The following is a 16,582-nucleotide window of genomic DNA, read 5'->3' as shown; positions in this document are numbered from 1 at the left end:
ATACAATTGAAAGGGATACCCATGACACAGATCGTCACGCGTGAAGCACTGACCTACCTCGACAAGAGCCGCCCGCTCCCGCTGGTGGCAAGCGTGGCGCTGCGTGTTGCGGTCGTCTCGGCGAAATGGGCTGAGCAACGGCGCACGCGACAGGCGCTGGCCGATCTCGACCCGCATATGCTGAAAGACGTGGGTATCGACGCGCTCACCGCGCGGCAGGAAGCCAACCGCAAGTTCTGGCAGTAACCCCGCCAGACAAAGCCCCGGACCCCTCGCTCCGGGGCCGCCGGCGGGCATCACTCCCGTCCGCCGGCATAATCTTTCGCACCCGCAGAATTGCCACTTGATCGACGCGTCCCCACCCTTTAGGTGAGATGGACTTTCGGGACCGATCCCAACCCTGCCGGTCAGGGGGGCGCTAAGGAACCGACTGGAACGCACTACTGGCTTGAGGAGGCGAATGTCATGAAGGACATCAACCTCTTCCAACTGGGGTACGGTCTGGAGACTGGCGCCCACGAGGAAGACACGACCGGGACATGTCCCGAAACCACCGCGCGCGACGTGTTCGACGAAAGCCGCGATGACCACTTTATCCGCCGCGATGGCGCCGTCTTTGCCGGCACCCACCTCATCATCGAGGTGGTGAACGGTGTCGGACTCGACGACGAGTCGCGCATCCAGCAGGCTTTCCGCGACTGTGTGGACACCTGTGGCGCCACGTTGCTGCACATCCACACGCACAAGTTCAGCCCCCAGGGCGTGAGCGGCGTGGCCGTGCTGGCGGAAAGCCACATCTCGGTCCACACGTGGCCTGAAATCGGCTACGGCGCATTCGACGTCTTCATGTGCGGTGACGCGAAGCCATGGCTGGCCGTCGACGTTCTGGCGAAGGCCTTCGCAACCGGCGATGTCCGTGTCCGCGAACTCAAGCGCGGCGAAGGTGTCGTCGCCGAGGCCGGTATCGCAGCCTGACGCAACCGGGTGTCCCCGACAGAATACCCGACACGCCACCCCTGTCGGCGTGTCGGCCCGGGCCGACGCGCCCCTTTACGTGCGCTCACATTCGTATTCCCCGGGGCAGCCTACGGCGTCGGCGCCATTGTGGAATCATGTGGTTGCGCTAATTGTGGGCCAAGGGGAGGGAGGAGACCATGGACGACACACCGCTTTGGATGCGAGAACAGTTGCACGGCGATTACGCTCAGGCGATGCGGGTCGACGATGTTCTGTACGACAGCCAGACCGACCATCAGCGCCTGCGTGTAATACAGAATGAAACCTTCGGTCGGGTGCTGACGCTCGATGATGTCGTTCAGGTTACCGAAAGGGACAACTTCATCTACCACGAGATGCTGACGCATGTGCCGATCTTCGCCCATGGCGCGGCAACCCGGATCTGCATCGTGGGCGGCGGCGACGGTGGCATGGCTCGCGAAGCACTGCGCCACAAGACGGTCAAGCACGTCACGATGGTCGAAATCGACCCCGGCGTGGTGGAGTTCTCCAAACGCTACCTTCCCACGATCAGCAACGGTGCCTTCGACGACCCCCGGCTGGATCTGGTGATCGCGGACGGTGCGGACTTCATGAAGACCACGACGGGCGATTACGATGTCATCATCGTCGACTCCACCGATCCGATCGGTCCCGGCGAAGCGTTGTATGCCAACACCTTCTATGCCGATGCCCGCAAGGCTTTGAAGGACGGCGGGATCATCGTCACGCAGAACGGTGTGCCCTTCATGCAAGGGGATGAGCTGACCCGGACGATGCGCGCCTTCCAGGCGCTGTTTGCCGACGCCACATGTTACCTTGCGACAGTGCCCAGCTACGCAGGCGGACCCATGGCATTCGGTTGGGGAACCGACAGCGGTGCCCGCCACACCGACGTGAACACCCTTCAGACCCGCTTTTGCGCCAGCGGCATCCGTCCGCAATACTACACCGCAGAGGTCCACAAGGCGGCCTTCGCCCTGCCCGGCTACATCCGGAAACTCATCCCTTGACGATAAAGCCCCGCTTTTGCCCCGGGCCCAGACCAACCGGGCAGCAAAAGGGCGCGCCTGACCAGACGCGCCCGGATCGCCTCACTGCGAGATGAATCAGAGCTTTTTCTTCGCCATGCGCTCCAGCCCGCGGGCGACCTGAGCCTCGGCGCTGCGGTGATGACCATGAGTGCTGTGGCCACGGTAGGTGTCATGCGTGCGCGACCGTGCGAAGGCGCCAACGGCGCGGCGAATAAGTCCTCCAATATTCATCTCGTGTCTCCTTTCAACAGTGCGACGGTTTGCGGCGTCGCTTGTGGAGGGTAAACGCGAAACCAAGCGCGGCGTTCCCGCAACACGGCACTTGGCGTCACCCGTGGCGTGCGCGCCACAGAGCGGTCAAGCCGACGGACGGGGTGGAATCGAATAGGTCAGGCTGGCGTGGGCGACGGGTTTGTCGCTTCCTTCGCTGAAAAGAAGCACGTCGATCACAGCCAGAACCTTTCCCATCTTCAACACCCTTGCCTCGGCCAGGAGGTCCACGCCCGACGCTGGCTTGCGCATGAAGTCGATGGAGCAATGCGTCGTCACGGCCAGAGCCTGCCGGCCCACGTTGGCCAGAACCGCGACATAGGCGGCCACGTCCGCCAGGCTGAACATGGCCGGGCCGGACACCGTACCACCGGGCCGCAGGTGCTTTTCGTCGTTCACCAGACGCATGGCGATCCGGCTGTCGCTCAGCTCGTCGATGCCGAACATGCCCCTGACCTGCGGAAACACCTCGTCCAGGAATTCCGTCATCTCTTCGGCGGTCATCACAGGCATTCGCTTTCCTCCATCTTTCACCGCAGCTAACCTTGCCGCAAAAGGGAGGACAAGATGCCCATTCTGGAACGCCACGACACCGGTCACATCGCCCATCTGCGTCTGAACACACCGCAGAACCTCAACGCCCTGTCGGACGAGATGCTCGCCGCCCTGCAGGAACAGATCGACGCTCTGGCCGAGGACCACGAGACGCGCGTGGTGATCCTCTCCGGCGAGGGCCGGGCCTTTTGCGCGGGCCACGACCTCAAGCAAATGCAGGCGGCGCGACAGGCCGACGACGACGGGCGCGCCTATTTCGCCGACCTGTTCCAGCGTTGCGCCTCTGTGATGACCGGCCTGACCCGCCTGCCCCAGCCCGTCATCGCACAGGTCCACGGGATCGCCACTGCCGCCGGCTGCCAGATGGTCGCCTCGTGCGACATGGCCGTGGCGGCGCAGGGCACGCGGTTCGGCGTCAACGGCGTCAACATCGGGCTGTTCTGTTCGACCCCGATGGTCGCCTTGTCACGCAATATCGCGCGCAAGAAGGCCTTCGAGATGCTGAGCACCGGCCGCTTCATGACCACGCAAGAGGCCGAGGCCGCAGGCCTGATCAACGCCGCCGTACCCGAAGCAGAGCTGGCCGACGCGACAAGGACCCTTGCTGAAACCGTCGCCTCGAAACTCTCTGCGGCGGTCAAGATCGGCAAGTCCGCCTTCTACGACCAGTTGGACATGCCCCTGGACGAGGCCTACGCATTCACCGGCAACGTCATGGTCGAGAACATGCTTTGGCGCGACACCGACGAGGGGATCAACGCGTTCCTCGAAAAACGTGCGCCGGACTGGGCCGAATAACAGGCGGATTTCCGTAAAGCCCACTTGGAAATGCCGGAGACTTCGCCTACCTCCCGCGCATGGCAAAGACAGATACACTCCACATCGTTGGCGGCGGCATGGCCGGGTCGGAAGCGGCCTGGCAAGCGGCGAACATGGGCGTCTCCGTGGTCCTCCACGAGATGCGTCCCCAAGTCAAGACTTTCGCGCATCGCACTGGCAACATGGGAGAAATGGTCTGTTCCAACTCCTTCAGATCGGACGATGACGAACAGAACGCCGTGGGTCTCCTGCATTGGGAAATGCGGACCGCCGAGGGGTTGATCATCTCGACAGCCCACCGGCACCGGCTGCCCGCCGGCGGGGCGCTCGCCGTAGACCGCGATCCGTTTTCCGAAGCGGTGACGAAGGCGCTGACCGACCACCCAAATATCGCGATCAGCCACGAGGAGGTGTCGGAACTGCCGTCAGAGGGGCATTGGATCTTTGCCACCGGCCCGCTGACCTCCGAGAAACTCGGCGCTGCCATCCAGACAGAGACCGGGGCGGACCGGCTCGCCTTCTTCGACGCCATCGCGCCCATCGTCTATGCCGAGAGCATCGACATGGACGTCGCCTGGCGCCAGTCGCGTTATGACAAGGGCGAAACGGAGGAAGAGCAGAAGGCCTACATCAACTGCCCGATGACCAAGCCACAGTACGAGGCTTTCATAGACGCGCTTCTGGCCGCCGACAAGACCGAGTTCCACGAGGGCGAAACAGCGACATATTTCGACGGCTGCTTGCCGATAGAGGTGATGGCGGAACGTGGCCGCGAGACTCTGCGCCACGGCCCGATGAAGCCGGTTGGCCTGACCAATCCGCACAAGCCCGAGGAAAAGGCGTACGCGGTGGTTCAGCTTCGACGGGACAACGCGCTTGGTACACTCTACAACATCGTCGGCTTTCAGACGAAGATGAAGTACGGCGCGCAAGCCTCTGTTTTCAAAATGATCCCCGGGCTTGAGGAGGCGAGCTTTGCCCGCCTTGGCGGCATTCATCGCAATACCTTCCTGAACTCACCAACCCTGCTGGACGCGCAGATGCGCCTGCGGTCGAAGCCGAATATCCGTTTTGCCGGTCAGGTGACCGGGGTCGAGGGTTACGTCGAATCCGCCGCGATGGGACTTCTGGCCGGTCGCATGGCCGCCGCCGAGATCCTGGGCCGGTCGCTGCCTGTCGTGCCCCAGGACACCGCCCATGGCGCGTTGGTTCACCACATCACCGGCGGCGCCGAAGCCAAGACCTTCCAGCCGATGAATGTCAATTTCGGCCTGTTCCGCCCCCTCGACGGGCTGCGCGGCGGTCGCAAGGGGCGCCGCGAGCGCTACAAGGGTTACACAGACCGCGCCAAGGACGAATGGAGCCGCTGGCTCGCCACTCAAAAGGAGCCCGCATGAACTACGTCCTCGCCCTCTTCCTGCCCCCGCTGTCGATCCTCCTGCTCGGTCGGATCATACTGTCGATTGTGGTCTTTATCATCTGGGTTCCCGCCATCATCTTTTCCGGCGGTCTCACTCACCCGATGTTCATCCTCCTTGCGTGGATCCTGATTTACCAGGCCGGGGAAGAACGCCGTGCGCGCCGGTATGGACGTCGCGACGACTGACAGGACTTGACGCGACCCGTCCTCTACGCGCACGCTGGCAGTACGCTTGCGCGTTTCCCCCGCGGTCACGGGCAATCGTAACACCACTAGCGCGCTGCCTATATGTCACCCAAGGACGACAAGCACGCCCTATAATGACTTGAAGTAAGACATTTAACCATCTGAAATGACGTGACATTCAGAACACGATTTGCGCCCAGTCCGACCGGTCCCCTTCATCTCGGGCACGCCTATTCCGCACTGCTTGCTTTCGACAAGGCCCGCGCCGACAATGGCGCGTTTCTTCTGCGCATCGAGGACATCGATACCACCCGGTCGCGCCCCGAATGGGAGGACCGGATCTATGCCAACCTCAAGTGGCTGGGGATCGCGTGGGACGAACCCGTCATGCGGCAAAGCGATCGGCTGCCCAACTACATGAAGGCTCTCAGGGCCCTGTGGGACAACGGGGTGCTCTATCCCTGCACGTGTACACGCCGTGATATTGCCGAAGCCGCCAGCGCCCCGCAGGAAGGCGCGGAGCCAAAGATCGGACCGGATGGCCCGGTCTATCCCGGAACGTGCCGCCCCGCCACACCGCCGACGGGGCCGATGCCCAAGGGCGTGGCGCTACGGCTCGACATGGCGCGTGCCCTGGCTGGCCGACCGGTGTTCGGCTATCTGGAGACCGGCGTGAACCCCGGTCCGAAACATGTCTCTGCCGGGCACCTGATCTCAGGTGTGGGAGATATCGTCCTGTCCAGAAAGGATTTTCCCGGATCTTACCATCTGTCGGTCGTGCTCGACGATGCGGCACAGGACATCACCCACGTGGTTCGCGGAGAAGACCTTGCCGATGCCACACAAATACACTTGCTGCTGCAATCACTGATGGACCTGCCGACGCCCGTCTACCACCACCACCGGCTCATTCGCGACGAGGCGGGCAAGCGGCTGGCCAAACGCGACGACGCCCGCGCCATCGCCACCTACCGCGACGAAGGCAAAACGCCCCAGGATATTCGCAGACTCGTCGGGCTCTAGACCATCGGCGACATCAACTCGGTCTCCGTCTCGCCCGTGACGGAGGTGTAAAAGCACGACCGGCGATTCGTGTGGCAGGCGGGGCCCTCCTGACGGACCACGGCCAGCAAACAGTCCCGGTCGCAGTCCACACGCAAATCGACCAGCGCCTGCGTGTGACCGGATGTCTCCCCCTTCACCCAGAACGCTTGACGGGAACGCGACCAGTACGTCACGCGCCCGGTCTCAAGCGTGCGGGCGACGGCATCGGCGTTCATCCAAGCCATCATCAGCACTTCGCCGGTGCCCTCCTGCTGGGCGATGCAGGGGATCAGGCCGTTTGCGTCATAGACCAAGGTCGCAGGATCGAAGGACATGGAGGAAAAACCTTTTGCTTGCCACGCTCGGCCCCCTATGTATTGGGAACCCTAGGCAAGCGAAAGCCAAAGGCATGACTGCAGAAACCGACCTGATCAAACTGTACTCCGGGCGCATCCTCGAACTGGCGGCCGACATCCCTCACCTGGGGCGTCTCGACGCGCCGGGGGCGACGGTAAAGAAACGCTCTCCGCTGTGCGGGTCGACGGTCACCGTCGATCTGACGATGGAGGACGGGCGCGTGGCGGATTTCGCGCAGGATGTGAAGGCCTGCGCGCTCGGTCAGGCTGCGGCGTCTGTCGTCGGCGGTGCCATAGTCGGGCGCACGGCCGACGAGATCGACACCGCACGCGATGCCCTGCGCGAGATGCTGAAACATGACGGACCGACGCCGCCCGCGCCTTTCGATGGCCTTGAGGTTCTGCGTCCCGCCGCCAGCTACAAGAACCGGCATGCCTCGATCATGCTGACGCTCGACGCGGCCAGCGAAGCCGCGCATCAGGCAGAGGCAGCCCGCACCGCTTAAACTTCTGTTCGTATTCCGCTGATAGGGCTGGTCCGTGCAGGAGGCCCCTGATGCAACACGATCCCGATTTGAAAACACCGGACGCCGCGGACGAGCTGACCAGGCTCACTGCAGCCGCAACCGGTCTGGGCCGGGAAACGGTCGATGTGGCCGGTTTCCTGTCGGACCTCGATGAGCGCTGCCAAGGACAATTGTCCGACCTTAGCGCCATCGGCGCGCGTACGGCGGATCTGGCGACCTCCAGCGCACGAATGTTGGCGGCGGTCCGGCGCATGGCAGAACTCTCTGACGTTGCGCTCGAAAAAACGCAGGAGGCCAGCACCTTCATTCATGAGACCGGTCAAAGCTCTCAGACGCTGGCGGAGTGGGTACGGTCCGTGGACGCCGACGGCCAAGTGGTGGAAGACATGCTCGGTGCGGTCAAAACTTCGAACTCGGTGATCTCCGACATTGCGTGGCAGGTGCATATCCTCGCGATCAATGCCAAGATCGAGGCTGCCCGCGCGGGACAGGCCGGCAAGCGGTTCTCCATCGTCGCCGAAGCGGTACAGGACCTCAGCCAAAAGACCGCAAGCGCCGCCGAAACCATCAACGGGACCGTGGCGCGCCTGTCGGACTGGATGTCGAACCTGCAGACCACCGCCCGCGATACGGCGGACAAGGCGGAGCAGGTGCTGAAACGGAACGCGGAAAACGACAGGGCCCTGGGCGATATCCAGAACGGCATCGAACAGATCCGGCAGGAATCGCGGTCCCTTTCGGAAGACGCGCGCACCACGAGCTCTGCCGTTTCCATGACGGAACGGGCGGCAGATGACATCGCCGCATCGATCGCGTCCGTGGCGGAGGGCGTGGACGAAGCGAACAAGCGCTGCCTGACCCTGATCGACACGTCAGAGGCGATCCTCCAGCACGCGGCGGCCCTTGGCGGCAATGGCGAGGACAGCGCCATGATCACGCTGGTGCAGGACATCGCCGGGCGCATCTCCGCGGCGATGGAGCGGGCCTTGGCCGACGAAAGGATCACGCTCGACGACCTGTTCTCCGAACATTATCGGCCCGTGCCGGGAAGCGATCCCGAACAGGTGATCACGCCGTTCACCGCGCTCACTGAGGAATTGCTCCCCCCGATTCAGGAACCCGTGCTGAAACACGACGACCGCATCGTGTTCTGCGCGGCGGTGGACAGGAACGGATACCTTCCGGCGCACAACCAAAAATTCTCGAAACCTCAGGGCGACGATCCCGTATGGAACGCCGCGAACTGTCGCAACCGCCGCATCTTCGCAGACCGGGTCGGGCTCAAGGCGGGTCGGAACGAACATCCGTTTCTGCTGCAGGTCTACCGTCGGGATATGGGTGGCGGCACGTTTGTGCTGATGAAAGACCTCTCCGCTCCGATCTGCGTCGCGGGCCGCCACTGGGGCGGTCTGCGCCTGGCCTACAAGATATAAAAAAAGCCGCCGCACTCCGGGACGGGAGGCGGCGGTCAGGAGCGTGTCAGGGCCGGTCGGGCGAATTCGGTCACAGGCAGGAAACCGAAGGGGACAGGCAGTGTGCGTCGGGACAGAGACGCAACAACCCGCACCGGCACACGCGGGCAGAAACTCAGATCAGGGACGGAAGGTGAAGCGCCCCGAGAAGGATCACCGCAAGGCTGATCGCACCCAGGGTGTCCTGCCAAAGCGTTCCATCCTGTCGGTCGAGCGCGGTCTTGACGATGTCGAACATTGGGTCACTCCGTGTTCCGTTGTTGACCCTTTGTTCTCATATTCTTAACCGTGAGTAAAGAACTAAATGAGAACAAAGTGTGAATTAACTGGAACGCGCTCCGTGGAGGTCGTCAGCCGACCTCGATCAACCGTATCGCCTCGTCCTGACGCATCAGCCAGAGCAATGACCGGGCGGCCTGTCCGCGCGGGCTTTCCAGGGTCGGATCGTCCGCCAGAAGACGCCGCGCATCCGACTGCGCAACCTCCATCAGGGCCGCCTGCCGTTCCAGGTCCGCGACCCTGAATTTCGGAAGTCCCGACTGCGCCGTTCCGATCAGGTCCCCGGCGCCGCGCATTTCCAGATCCACTTCCGCGATGCGAAACCCGTCCTCGGTTTCGCGCAGGGTCGTCAGCCGCTTCATCCCCGTTTCTGACAAGGGCGGCTGGTACATCAACAGGCAGGTGGAGGCCGCGGTGCCACGCCCCACCCTGCCCCGCAACTGGTGCAACTGCGCGATGCCGAAGATCTCGGCCCGTTCGATCACCATGATGGAGGCATTCGGCACATTGACCCCGACCTCGATCACCGTCGTCGCCACCAGCACGCTGGTCTCTCCCGAAACGAAGCGCGCCATGGCTGCGTCCTTCTCGGCCGGTGGCATCTGCCCGTGCACCAGCCCGACAACGCCCTCCCCCAGGGCCGCACGCAAACGCTGGAACCGCGCTTCGGCGGCGATCAGGTCAGAGCTTTCGCTTTCTTCGACCAGCGGGCACACCCAGTACGCCTGCCGTCCCTCCGCCACCGCCTTGCGCAGATGGTCGACCACCTCCGCCATCTTCTCGGTCGACAGAAGCGCCGTCTTCACCGGCGTGCGTCCCGGGGGCTTCTCGTCCAGGATAGAGACGTCCATGTCGCCGTATTGTGACAGCGCCAGAGAGCGCGGGATCGGTGTCGCGGTCATCACCAGCACGTCGGCGCCAGCCCCTTTCTTGCCCAGTTCAAGCCGCTGACGCACACCGAAGCGGTGCTGTTCGTCCACGATGGCCAGACGAAGATCGGCAAAGACCACGTCCGCCTGAAACACGGCGTGAGTACCGACGAGGATCTGGATGTCCCCCTGCGCCAGTGCGGCCAGCTTCGCCGCCCGCTCCGCGCCCTTGTCACGCCCGGTCAGGATCTCCAGCACGACGCCCGCGCTTTCGGCCAAGGGCCGCAGACTGTCGAGATGCTGGCGGGCGAGGATCTCCGTCGGAGCCATCATGACACCCTGTCCGCCCGCCTCGACGGCGTTCAGCAAGGCCATCAGTGCCACCAGCGTCTTGCCCGCACCCACGTCGCCCTGCAGCAACCGGTTCATCCGCTCGGGGTGCGCCATGTCTGCAAGGATCTCGCCGATCGCCCGGGTCTGTGCTCCGGTCGGCTGGTACGGAAGAGCGGCCAGCACCCGGGCCTGCAAACGCCCATCGCCCTTTGTCTCGATCCCGCGCCGCTTTCGCCGCGCCGCCCGCGCCAGCGCCAGCGTCAACTGGTGCGCCATCAACTCGTCATAGGCGAGCCGTGCCCGTGCCGGAGCGGTGGGCGACATGTCCTCCGGGCCGTCCGGCGCATGCACGCGCGCCAACGCCTCGGCCCAACCCGGCCAGCCTTCCTTTTTCATTTGCGCGGCGTCGATCCATTCCTCCAGATCCGGCACCCGGGTCAGCCCGTCGGCAATCGCCCGCACCATCAGCTTTTGCGTGACGTTGCCGGTCAGATGGTAGACCGGTTCGAACGACGGCAGGCTGTCCGCCTCGTCGACGGGAAGGACGTGATCGGGGTGGACCATCTGCGGCACGCCGTCGAACAGTTCGACCCGACCGGACACCAGCCTGCGCTGACCGGTCGGAAACAGCTTCTGCTGGTATTCCGAGTTGCCGCGGAAAAATACCAGCTGGAACCGCACCTTGGCATCGTCGACCTCGATCCGGTAGGCGCCGCCGCGCGTGCGGGGCGGCCAGTGGCGGCCGATCAGCACCTCCACGGTCAGTGTCGCCGGCAGGTCGGCGCCCTGCACGGTGTCGCGCGCGCGCCGGTCCGTCACGCTGTAGGGCAAGGTGTACAGCAGGTCGCGCGGGGCCTCGACCCCGGCACCCGCCAGCGTCTGCGCCGTCTTCGGCCCGATCCCGTCGAGGCCCTTCAGATCGGCGAACAGCGGCCAGAGAGGTTCCGGCCGCCCGCTCATCCGCCGATCAACTCCAGCCAGGCGTCTTCATCCAGCACGGTCAAGCCAAGTTCACGCGCCTTCTTTTCCTTCGAGCCGGCGCCCGGGCCGATCACCACGATGTCGGTTTTCTTCGACACGCTGCCGGACACCTTGGCGCCCATCGCTTCTGCGCGCGCCTTCGCCTCTGCCCGCGTCATGCGTTCGAGCGAGCCGGTGAACACCACGATCTTGCCCGCAACGGGGGATCCATCGGTGTCGGGACGCACCGCCTCCTCAACGTCCAGATGTGCGACGAGCCGGTCCATGGACGCGCGCTCTGCCTCCTGGTTCATCGCGGAGACCAGCGATTGCGCCAGCACCGTGCCCACCCCGTTGATCGACAGGAGGTCGTCCCAGGCTTCACCCTCCATCGTCGCGGCATCCTTCATCGCCGCCTCGAAGATCGCCCAGGTCCCGTAATGCCGCGCGAGAAGATTCGACGCGCTTTCGCCGACATGCCGTATGCCGAGGCCAAAGATCAGCCGTCCCAAAGGGATGTGCCGCCGCTCGTCGATTGCACTGAACAGATTCAGGGCGGATTTCTCGCCCCAGCCCTCGCGATTCTTCAACTGCTGTATGCCCGACCCGTAGCGGTCGCGCAGCGTGAAGATGTCCACCGGTTCCCTGATCCAGCCGTCGGCGTAGAACTGTTCCACCTGTTTCGCGCCCAGCCCCTCGATATCGAAGGCAGACCGCCCGACAAAGTGCTTCAGCTTCTCGACCGCCTGCGCCGGGCAGATGAGCCCGCCCGAACACCGTCGCACCGCGTCGCCTTCCTCGCGGATCGCATCGGACCCGCATTCCGGGCATTTGGTCGGGAAAACATAGGGTTGAGCGTCTTCTGGACGCTGCGACAGATCCACGTCGGCGACCTTCGGGATCACATCGCCCGCGCGGTAGACCTGCACCCAATCGCCGATCCGGATGTCCTTGCCGCCGCGGATCTCGTTGCCCGAACTGTCACGCCCGGCGATGTAGTCCTCGTTGTGCAGCGTGGCGTTGGACACCACGACACCGCCAACCGTCACGGGGGTCAGACGCGCAACGGGCGATAACGCGCCGGTCCGCCCGACCTGAATGTCGATGGATTCCAACCGCGTCCAGGCCAGCTCGGCAGGGAACTTGTGCGCAATGGCCCAGCGGGGTGTCGTTGATCGGAACCCCAACCGTTCCTGCAGCGCCAGATCGTTGACCTTGTAGACCACGCCGTCGATGTCATACCCCAGCGTGGCGCGCTGTGCCTCCACCTTGCGGTAGTGGTTGAGCATTTCCTCCGGCCCATCGCACAAGGCTGTCAGCGGATTGGTCTGGAATCCCAACGCATTGAGGCGGTCGATGGCGCCTTTCTGCGTCTCGGCCAAGGGATCCGACAAGACCCCCCAGGCATAAGCGAAAAACTTCAGCGGCCGTTCGGCAGTGATCTTGGCGTCGAGCTGGCGCAAGGACCCGGCGGCGGCGTTGCGCGGGTTGGCGAAGGTCTTGCCACCGCGCGCCGTCTGCCGTTCGTTCAGCGCCTCGAAATCCGCGTGGCTCATGTAGACCTCGCCACGCACTTCCAGCACCTCAGGCGCGCCGGTCAGATCTGTCGGGATGTCGTCGATGGTCCGGGCGTTGGCAGTGACATCTTCCCCTTCGGACCCGTCACCACGGGTTGCTGCGCGCACCAGCTTGCCATTCTCGTAACGCAGCGCCAGCGACAGGCCGTCGATCTTGGGTTCCGCGGTGAAGGCCAGCGGAGCGTCCGTCCCAAGGCCAAGGTAACGCCGGATACTGTCGTCGAAATCGCGGATGTCGTCGTCGTCGAAGGCGTTGGCCAGCGACAACATTCGCACCTCGTGCCGCACCTTGGAAAACCCGTCCACCGGCGCCGCGCCCACCTGTTCCGACGGGCTGTCGGCCAGCTTGAGTTGAGGAAACCGCGCTTCGATCTCCGCATTGCGGCGTTTCAGGCGGTCATATTCGGCGTCCGTCAGTTCCGGCGCATCCTCGGCATGATACGCACGGTTTGCCTGCCCCAGAATGTCGGAAAGCGCGCGAAGCTCTTCGCGCGCCTGGTCTTCGGTCATCTGACCGACCTCTGTATCGTTCATGCCCAGTTCCTCGGACGCCCTGTCGTCCATGGAGTGATAGGGCCGGTCAGACCCGAGGTCCAGCCGATCAGCCGTTTGCGGCGATGGCCTTCGCTTCGTCCTGGGACGGCTCGGGATCGCGCAGCACATAGCCGCGGCCCCACACCGTCTCGATATAGTTGTCGTCGCCGGTGGCCTCCGACAATTTCTTCCGCAGCTTGCAAATGAAGACGTCGATGATCTTCAACTCCGGCTCGTCCATGCCGCCATAGAGGTGGTTAAGGAACATTTCTTTCGTCAGTGTTGTGCCTTTCCTGAGCGAAAGGAGTTCCAGCATCTGGTATTCCTTGCCGGTCAGATGGACGGGTTTGCCGGTCACCTCCACCGTCTTCGCATCAAGGTTGACCGATACCTTGCCGGTCCGGATCACCGATTGCGAATGCCCTTTCGAGCGGCGAATGATCGCATGAATCCGCGCCACCAATTCATCCCGGTGGAAAGGTTTCGTCATGTAATCGTCGGCCCCGAAGCCGAATCCCTTGATCTTCGACTGCGTGTCGTCCTCGCCGGTCAGGATCAGGATCGGCGTATCGATGCGGGCCACGCGCAGCTGTCGCAAAACCTCGTGGCCATTCATGTCCGGAAGGTTCAGGTCAAGAAGAATAAGGTCGTAATCGTATAGCTTTGCAAGATCGATGCCTTCCTCGCCCATGTCGGTGGAATAGACATTCAGGTTCGCATGACTAAGCATTAACTCGATGCTCTTCGAAGTGGTCGGATCGTCTTCCACCAACAAAATGCGCATGTGCAGTCTCCAGGGTGTACTTGGGCTGCGGATAACCTGAGCCAAAAAGGTTAACGCCTTGTTACCATACTCCGGCCCCAGAACAATTCGTACTTTCCGCTAGCGATACTTTTGGACGCGCGTGACCTTCAGCGCGTCTTCCCCGAACTGGGTTGCGGCCTTCACCCATTCCAGCAGTTCCTCATCGCTCAGCGCGTAACGGTCTTTTGCCTGGTCCTGCGTCAGAAGCCCGTATTGAACGGCCTTGACGACCGCGGCCTTCCGCGACGCCACCCAGCGGCGCGTCGACGCAGGCGGCAGGTCGGCACGTGTCATGGTCGAGCCATCGGGCAGCTTCACGGCACGCGGGCCATCGATCTTCTTGAGATACATCCCGTTACCTCCGTACCAGGGCTTCAGGACTTAAACCCTTCAGGACTTAACGACGGCTGAAACGATCCCTTGAGAGTATTTCGATTTTTCCTATATTCCGGCCAATCACCGGAGATCGTCCAATGCCCAAAGACGCCCCCCTCAACAGCCTGGGGCTGCCCAAACCGCCGTCCGAGACGCGAGTCGTCGTTGCCATGTCTGGCGGCGTCGACAGTTCCGTCGTGGCAGCAATGCTGAAGGAAGAGGGCTACGACGTGGTCGGCGTCACTCTTCAGTTGTACGACCATGGCGCCGCGCTCGCCAAGAAGGGCGCCTGCTGCGCCGGGATCGACATTCACGACGCACGCCGCGTGGCCGAGGACATGGGCTTTCCGCACTATGTCCTCGACTACGAGAACATCTTCCAGGAAGCCGTGATCGAGGAATTCGCGGACAGCTACCTCGGCGGCGCCACGCCCGTGCCCTGCATCCGCTGCAACGAACGGGTGAAGTTCAAGGACCTGCTGGAAACCGCGAAAGACCTGGAGGCCGACTGCATGGCGACCGGCCATTACATCCAGCGCAAGACAGGCGCGCGCGGGCCCGAGTTGCACTCCGCCGCCGACGCCGCCCGCGACCAGAGCTATTTCCTCTTCTCCACGACGCCGGAGCAACTCGATTTCCTGCGTTTCCCGCTGGGACACCTGCCGTCCAAAGCCGCGACGCGCGAACTTGCCGCGCGCTACGGGCTGGCGGTAGCGGACAAGCCCGACAGCCAGGACATCTGCTTCGTTCCGGACGGCAACTACGCGAAAGTCATCGAGAAACTCCGCCCCGGCGCGGCGGAGCCCGGCGAGATCGTGCACATAGACGGCCGCGTCCTGGGCCAACATCGCGGTGTCATCCACTACACCATCGGCCAGCGGCGCGGCCTCGGCATCGGCGGCCTGAGCGAACCGCTCTACGTGGTCCGGCTGGACGTGGAAACGCGGCAGGTCGTCGTCGGCCCGAAAGACCTGCTCGCCACGCGGACCATCCCCGTGCGCGAGATCAACTGGCTGGGCGACGCGCCCTTCACCTCGCAGGCGGAATGGCAGCTCGACGTGAAGGTCCGCTCCACCCGCCCGCCGAGAGAAGCGATCATCCGCCCCCTGTCGGAAACCACGGGAGAAGTCGAACTGGTGGTGGCGGAAGAAGGGGTAAGCCCGGGACAAGCCTGTGTGTTCTATGCACCGGACAACAGCCGGATCTTTGGTGGCGGCTGGATCTGGCGCGGCCACTGAGCCTGCCATCGCCTAGGTGCGATCACGCCGGTCGCCGCCGTCAAACCGGCCGCTCCATGACCATGGCGTGAGCCTGTCGCCTTCCGGCTGTGTCCGCGCCAAGGGTGCAATCCGCGCCCCGGACCCGCCTGTTCCCCAGGACCCGTGGCGACAAAAAGGCCGGCTGCATCGACAGCCGGCCTTTCGCTTGTCTTCAACGAATTCTCCACACTCCGGAAACGGTTCGGGCCGCCTGAAAAGGCAGCATCACCTCCGGAAGCAGAGAGAACGCTTCATTCCGCTGCGGCGCGATTCACGTCGCCCATCGCGATGCCAGAGAAGTGACGGTCGCCGGAGTAGGCCGCATCCAGCATGCCGCCCAGCGTCTTCGCGTCGTCGAGATGCTCCAGCCGGTTGGCAAACGCCGCGCAGCAGCCGTAGCCCGCAATCGCATAGTGTGTCATCCGCTGGTACTGCGTGATGATCATCGCGTCGCGCACCGCACCGTCGCCGAACTCCGCGTCAAGCGCATGTGCCCGCGCCTCGGCGACAAGCCCTTGCATGCCCTTGCAATGCTCGCCTTTCGGATCGGCACCATGGGCCTTGATCATGCCGGCCAGTTGCGCACGACCGTCCGAGATCCCGCTCTTGCCGTGCTCCAGCGCGGCCCGCAGCTCCTCGCTCTCGGCCTTCGCGGTCAGATCGTCCATCACCTTCTGCGCCTGCTCGCAGGCACTGTACAGGTCCTGCAGCTGATCGACGTAGACGTCCTGCAATGTGTCGAGAGACATGTCGTTCTCCTTCAAAAACGTTTCGATTGAAGGAAAAACGCAAGGCCAGGCACATACGTTCCTGAACCTGCTTCATCTTGGCCCGAAATACCTCCGCCGGAGGCGAACACCCGAGGAGAAGGCCGAAGGCCGCCGACGAGACATCCTGCGCGCGCGCCAGCGC

19 protein-coding genes are annotated in these 16,582 nt (G+C 63.5%); 10 read left to right on the top strand and 9 right to left on the bottom strand.

Annotation, left to right across the window (positions count from 1 at the left end):
* Window positions 1-21 precede the first annotated feature (21 nt).
* The 3 genes from ABFK29_RS10525 (at window position 22) to speE (ending at window position 2,009) form a co-directional block, all read left to right on the top strand.
* Window positions 22-246 (top strand): DUF1127 domain-containing protein, encoded by a 225-nt coding sequence (locus ABFK29_RS10525; RefSeq protein ID WP_005857728.1) that lies wholly within the window; start codon window positions 22-24, stop codon window positions 244-246.
* Between the two features lie 219 nt (window positions 247-465).
* Window positions 466-975 carry an adenosylmethionine decarboxylase gene (speD, locus tag ABFK29_RS10520; protein ID WP_005857726.1) on the top strand — a complete coding sequence of 170 codons (510 nt, stop codon included), beginning with the start codon at window positions 466-468 and terminating at the stop codon, window positions 973-975.
* 179 nt (window positions 976-1,154) lie between these two features.
* Complete coding sequence (gene speE / locus ABFK29_RS10515) at window positions 1,155-2,009, top strand: polyamine aminopropyltransferase (RefSeq protein ID WP_005857724.1); 855 nt, start codon at window positions 1,155-1,157, stop codon at window positions 2,007-2,009.
* Window positions 2,010-2,105: 96 nt separating this feature from the next.
* Here speE and ABFK29_RS10510 read toward each other — a convergent pair whose 3' ends face one another.
* Both ABFK29_RS10510 and ABFK29_RS10505 read right to left on the bottom strand, forming a co-directional pair.
* Window positions 2,106-2,261 carry a hypothetical protein gene (locus tag ABFK29_RS10510; RefSeq protein WP_157136434.1) on the bottom strand — a complete coding sequence of 52 codons (156 nt, stop codon included), beginning with the start codon at window positions 2,259-2,261 and terminating at the stop codon, window positions 2,106-2,108.
* 126 nt (window positions 2,262-2,387) lie between these two features.
* Window positions 2,388-2,813 carry a PaaI family thioesterase gene (locus ABFK29_RS10505; RefSeq protein WP_005857721.1) on the bottom strand — a complete coding sequence of 142 codons (426 nt, stop codon included), beginning with the start codon at window positions 2,811-2,813 and terminating at the stop codon, window positions 2,388-2,390.
* A 54-nt stretch (window positions 2,814-2,867) separates the two neighbouring features.
* On the opposite strand from ABFK29_RS10505, the gene ABFK29_RS10500 reads away from it, so the two are divergent.
* The 4 genes from ABFK29_RS10500 to gluQRS all read left to right on the top strand — a co-directional run bounded on the left by ABFK29_RS10500 (window position 2,868) and on the right by gluQRS (window position 6,303).
* Window positions 2,868-3,653: an enoyl-CoA hydratase gene (locus ABFK29_RS10500; protein ID WP_005857719.1), complete on the top strand. Its 786-nt coding sequence runs from the start codon at window positions 2,868-2,870 to the stop codon at window positions 3,651-3,653.
* 59 nt (window positions 3,654-3,712) lie between these two features.
* The gene (trmFO, locus tag ABFK29_RS10495; RefSeq protein ID WP_005857717.1) at window positions 3,713-5,071 is read left to right on the top strand and encodes a methylenetetrahydrofolate--tRNA-(uracil(54)-C(5))-methyltransferase (FADH(2)-oxidizing) TrmFO; all 1,359 of its coding nucleotides are present in this window, start codon (window positions 3,713-3,715) and stop codon (window positions 5,069-5,071) included.
* Window positions 5,068-5,280, top strand: a complete 213-nt coding sequence (locus ABFK29_RS10490) for a hypothetical protein (protein ID WP_005857715.1) — start codon at window positions 5,068-5,070, stop codon at window positions 5,278-5,280. The genes trmFO and ABFK29_RS10490 overlap by 4 nt, the downstream gene beginning before the upstream one ends.
* A 171-nt stretch (window positions 5,281-5,451) precedes the next feature.
* Window positions 5,452-6,303: a tRNA glutamyl-Q(34) synthetase GluQRS gene (gene gluQRS, locus ABFK29_RS10485; protein WP_005857713.1), complete on the top strand. Its 852-nt coding sequence runs from the start codon at window positions 5,452-5,454 to the stop codon at window positions 6,301-6,303.
* Here the strand turns inward: gluQRS and hisI are convergent.
* Window positions 6,300-6,659 (bottom strand): phosphoribosyl-AMP cyclohydrolase, encoded by a 360-nt coding sequence (gene hisI, locus ABFK29_RS10480; RefSeq protein ID WP_005857711.1) that lies wholly within the window; start codon window positions 6,657-6,659, stop codon window positions 6,300-6,302. The genes gluQRS and hisI overlap by 4 nt on opposite strands.
* A 74-nt stretch (window positions 6,660-6,733) precedes the next feature.
* Between hisI and ABFK29_RS10475 the strand changes: the two genes are divergently transcribed.
* Complete coding sequence (locus tag ABFK29_RS10475) at window positions 6,734-7,186, top strand: iron-sulfur cluster assembly scaffold protein (RefSeq protein WP_005857709.1); 453 nt, start codon at window positions 6,734-6,736, stop codon at window positions 7,184-7,186.
* 50 nt (window positions 7,187-7,236) lie between these two features.
* Window positions 7,237-8,640 (top strand): methyl-accepting chemotaxis protein, encoded by a 1,404-nt coding sequence (locus ABFK29_RS10470; RefSeq protein ID WP_005857707.1) that lies wholly within the window; start codon window positions 7,237-7,239, stop codon window positions 8,638-8,640.
* A 154-nt stretch (window positions 8,641-8,794) separates the two neighbouring features.
* Here the strand turns inward: ABFK29_RS10470 and ABFK29_RS10465 are convergent, their stop codons facing one another.
* The 5 genes from ABFK29_RS10465 to ABFK29_RS10445 form a co-directional block, all read right to left on the bottom strand.
* Window positions 8,795-8,917 (bottom strand): hypothetical protein, encoded by a 123-nt coding sequence (locus ABFK29_RS10465; protein WP_005857706.1) that lies wholly within the window; start codon window positions 8,915-8,917, stop codon window positions 8,795-8,797.
* Window positions 8,918-9,029: 112 nt separating this feature from the next.
* Window positions 9,030-11,120 (bottom strand): ATP-dependent DNA helicase RecG, encoded by a 2,091-nt coding sequence (gene recG / locus ABFK29_RS10460; protein WP_005857704.1) that lies wholly within the window; start codon window positions 11,118-11,120, stop codon window positions 9,030-9,032.
* Entirely contained in the window at window positions 11,117-13,231 is a 2,115-nt protein-coding gene (gene ligA, locus ABFK29_RS10455) for an NAD-dependent DNA ligase LigA (protein WP_040604431.1), read from the bottom strand. The genes recG and ligA overlap by 4 nt, the downstream gene beginning before the upstream one ends.
* A 67-nt stretch (window positions 13,232-13,298) precedes the next feature.
* Complete coding sequence (gene ctrA, locus ABFK29_RS10450) at window positions 13,299-14,015, bottom strand: response regulator transcription factor CtrA (RefSeq protein ID WP_005857700.1); 717 nt, start codon at window positions 14,013-14,015, stop codon at window positions 13,299-13,301.
* A 99-nt stretch (window positions 14,016-14,114) separates the two neighbouring features.
* Window positions 14,115-14,387, bottom strand: coding sequence for a DUF1153 domain-containing protein (locus tag ABFK29_RS10445; protein WP_005857698.1), 273 nt, complete (start codon window positions 14,385-14,387; stop codon window positions 14,115-14,117).
* Window positions 14,388-14,509: 122 nt separating this feature from the next.
* Between ABFK29_RS10445 and mnmA the strand changes: the two genes are divergently transcribed.
* Complete coding sequence (gene mnmA, locus ABFK29_RS10440) at window positions 14,510-15,649, top strand: tRNA 2-thiouridine(34) synthase MnmA (protein WP_005857696.1); 1,140 nt, start codon at window positions 14,510-14,512, stop codon at window positions 15,647-15,649.
* 272 nt (window positions 15,650-15,921) lie between these two features.
* On the opposite strand, the gene ABFK29_RS10435 is transcribed toward mnmA, so the two are convergent.
* The gene (locus ABFK29_RS10435; RefSeq protein WP_040604370.1) at window positions 15,922-16,419 is read right to left on the bottom strand and encodes a ferritin-like domain-containing protein; all 498 of its coding nucleotides are present in this window, start codon (window positions 16,417-16,419) and stop codon (window positions 15,922-15,924) included.
* Window positions 16,420-16,582 lie beyond the last annotated feature (163 nt).

The organism is Sagittula stellata E-37 (assembly GCF_039724765.1).
In the GTDB taxonomy this organism is placed as follows: Bacteria; Pseudomonadota; Alphaproteobacteria; order Rhodobacterales; family Rhodobacteraceae; genus Sagittula; species Sagittula stellata.
This window is presented reverse-complemented; position numbering and strand designations above follow the sequence as displayed.

What these genes read in the sequence shown, in the direction of transcription:
- ABFK29_RS10525 (WP_005857728.1), top strand. Translation starts at nt 22, where the DNA reads ATGACACAGATCGTCACGCGTGAAGCACTGACCTACCTCGACAAGAGC.
- speD (WP_005857726.1), top strand. Translation starts at nt 466, where the DNA reads ATGAAGGACATCAACCTCTTCCAACTGGGGTACGGTCTGGAGACTGGC.
- speE (WP_005857724.1), top strand. Translation starts at nt 1,155, where the DNA reads ATGGACGACACACCGCTTTGGATGCGAGAACAGTTGCACGGCGATTAC.
- ABFK29_RS10510 (WP_157136434.1), bottom strand. Translation starts at nt 2,261, where the DNA reads ATGAATATTGGAGGACTTATTCGCCGCGCCGTTGGCGCCTTCGCACGG.
- ABFK29_RS10505 (WP_005857721.1), bottom strand. Translation starts at nt 2,813, where the DNA reads ATGCCTGTGATGACCGCCGAAGAGATGACGGAATTCCTGGACGAGGTG.
- ABFK29_RS10500 (WP_005857719.1), top strand. Translation starts at nt 2,868, where the DNA reads ATGCCCATTCTGGAACGCCACGACACCGGTCACATCGCCCATCTGCGT.
- trmFO (WP_005857717.1), top strand. Translation starts at nt 3,713, where the DNA reads ATGGCAAAGACAGATACACTCCACATCGTTGGCGGCGGCATGGCCGGG.
- ABFK29_RS10490 (WP_005857715.1), top strand. Translation starts at nt 5,068, where the DNA reads ATGAACTACGTCCTCGCCCTCTTCCTGCCCCCGCTGTCGATCCTCCTG.
- hisI (WP_005857711.1), bottom strand. Translation starts at nt 6,659, where the DNA reads ATGTCCTTCGATCCTGCGACCTTGGTCTATGACGCAAACGGCCTGATC.
- ABFK29_RS10475 (WP_005857709.1), top strand. Translation starts at nt 6,734, where the DNA reads ATGACTGCAGAAACCGACCTGATCAAACTGTACTCCGGGCGCATCCTC.
- ABFK29_RS10470 (WP_005857707.1), top strand. Translation starts at nt 7,237, where the DNA reads ATGCAACACGATCCCGATTTGAAAACACCGGACGCCGCGGACGAGCTG.
- ABFK29_RS10465 (WP_005857706.1), bottom strand. Translation starts at nt 8,917, where the DNA reads ATGTTCGACATCGTCAAGACCGCGCTCGACCGACAGGATGGAACGCTT.
- recG (WP_005857704.1), bottom strand. Translation starts at nt 11,120, where the DNA reads ATGAGCGGGCGGCCGGAACCTCTCTGGCCGCTGTTCGCCGATCTGAAG.
- ligA (WP_040604431.1), bottom strand. Translation starts at nt 13,231, where the DNA reads ATGAACGATACAGAGGTCGGTCAGATGACCGAAGACCAGGCGCGCGAA.
- ctrA (WP_005857700.1), bottom strand. Translation starts at nt 14,015, where the DNA reads ATGCGCATTTTGTTGGTGGAAGACGATCCGACCACTTCGAAGAGCATC.
- ABFK29_RS10445 (WP_005857698.1), bottom strand. Translation starts at nt 14,387, where the DNA reads ATGTATCTCAAGAAGATCGATGGCCCGCGTGCCGTGAAGCTGCCCGAT.
- mnmA (WP_005857696.1), top strand. Translation starts at nt 14,510, where the DNA reads ATGCCCAAAGACGCCCCCCTCAACAGCCTGGGGCTGCCCAAACCGCCG.
- ABFK29_RS10435 (WP_040604370.1), bottom strand. Translation starts at nt 16,419, where the DNA reads ATGTCTCTCGACACATTGCAGGACGTCTACGTCGATCAGCTGCAGGAC.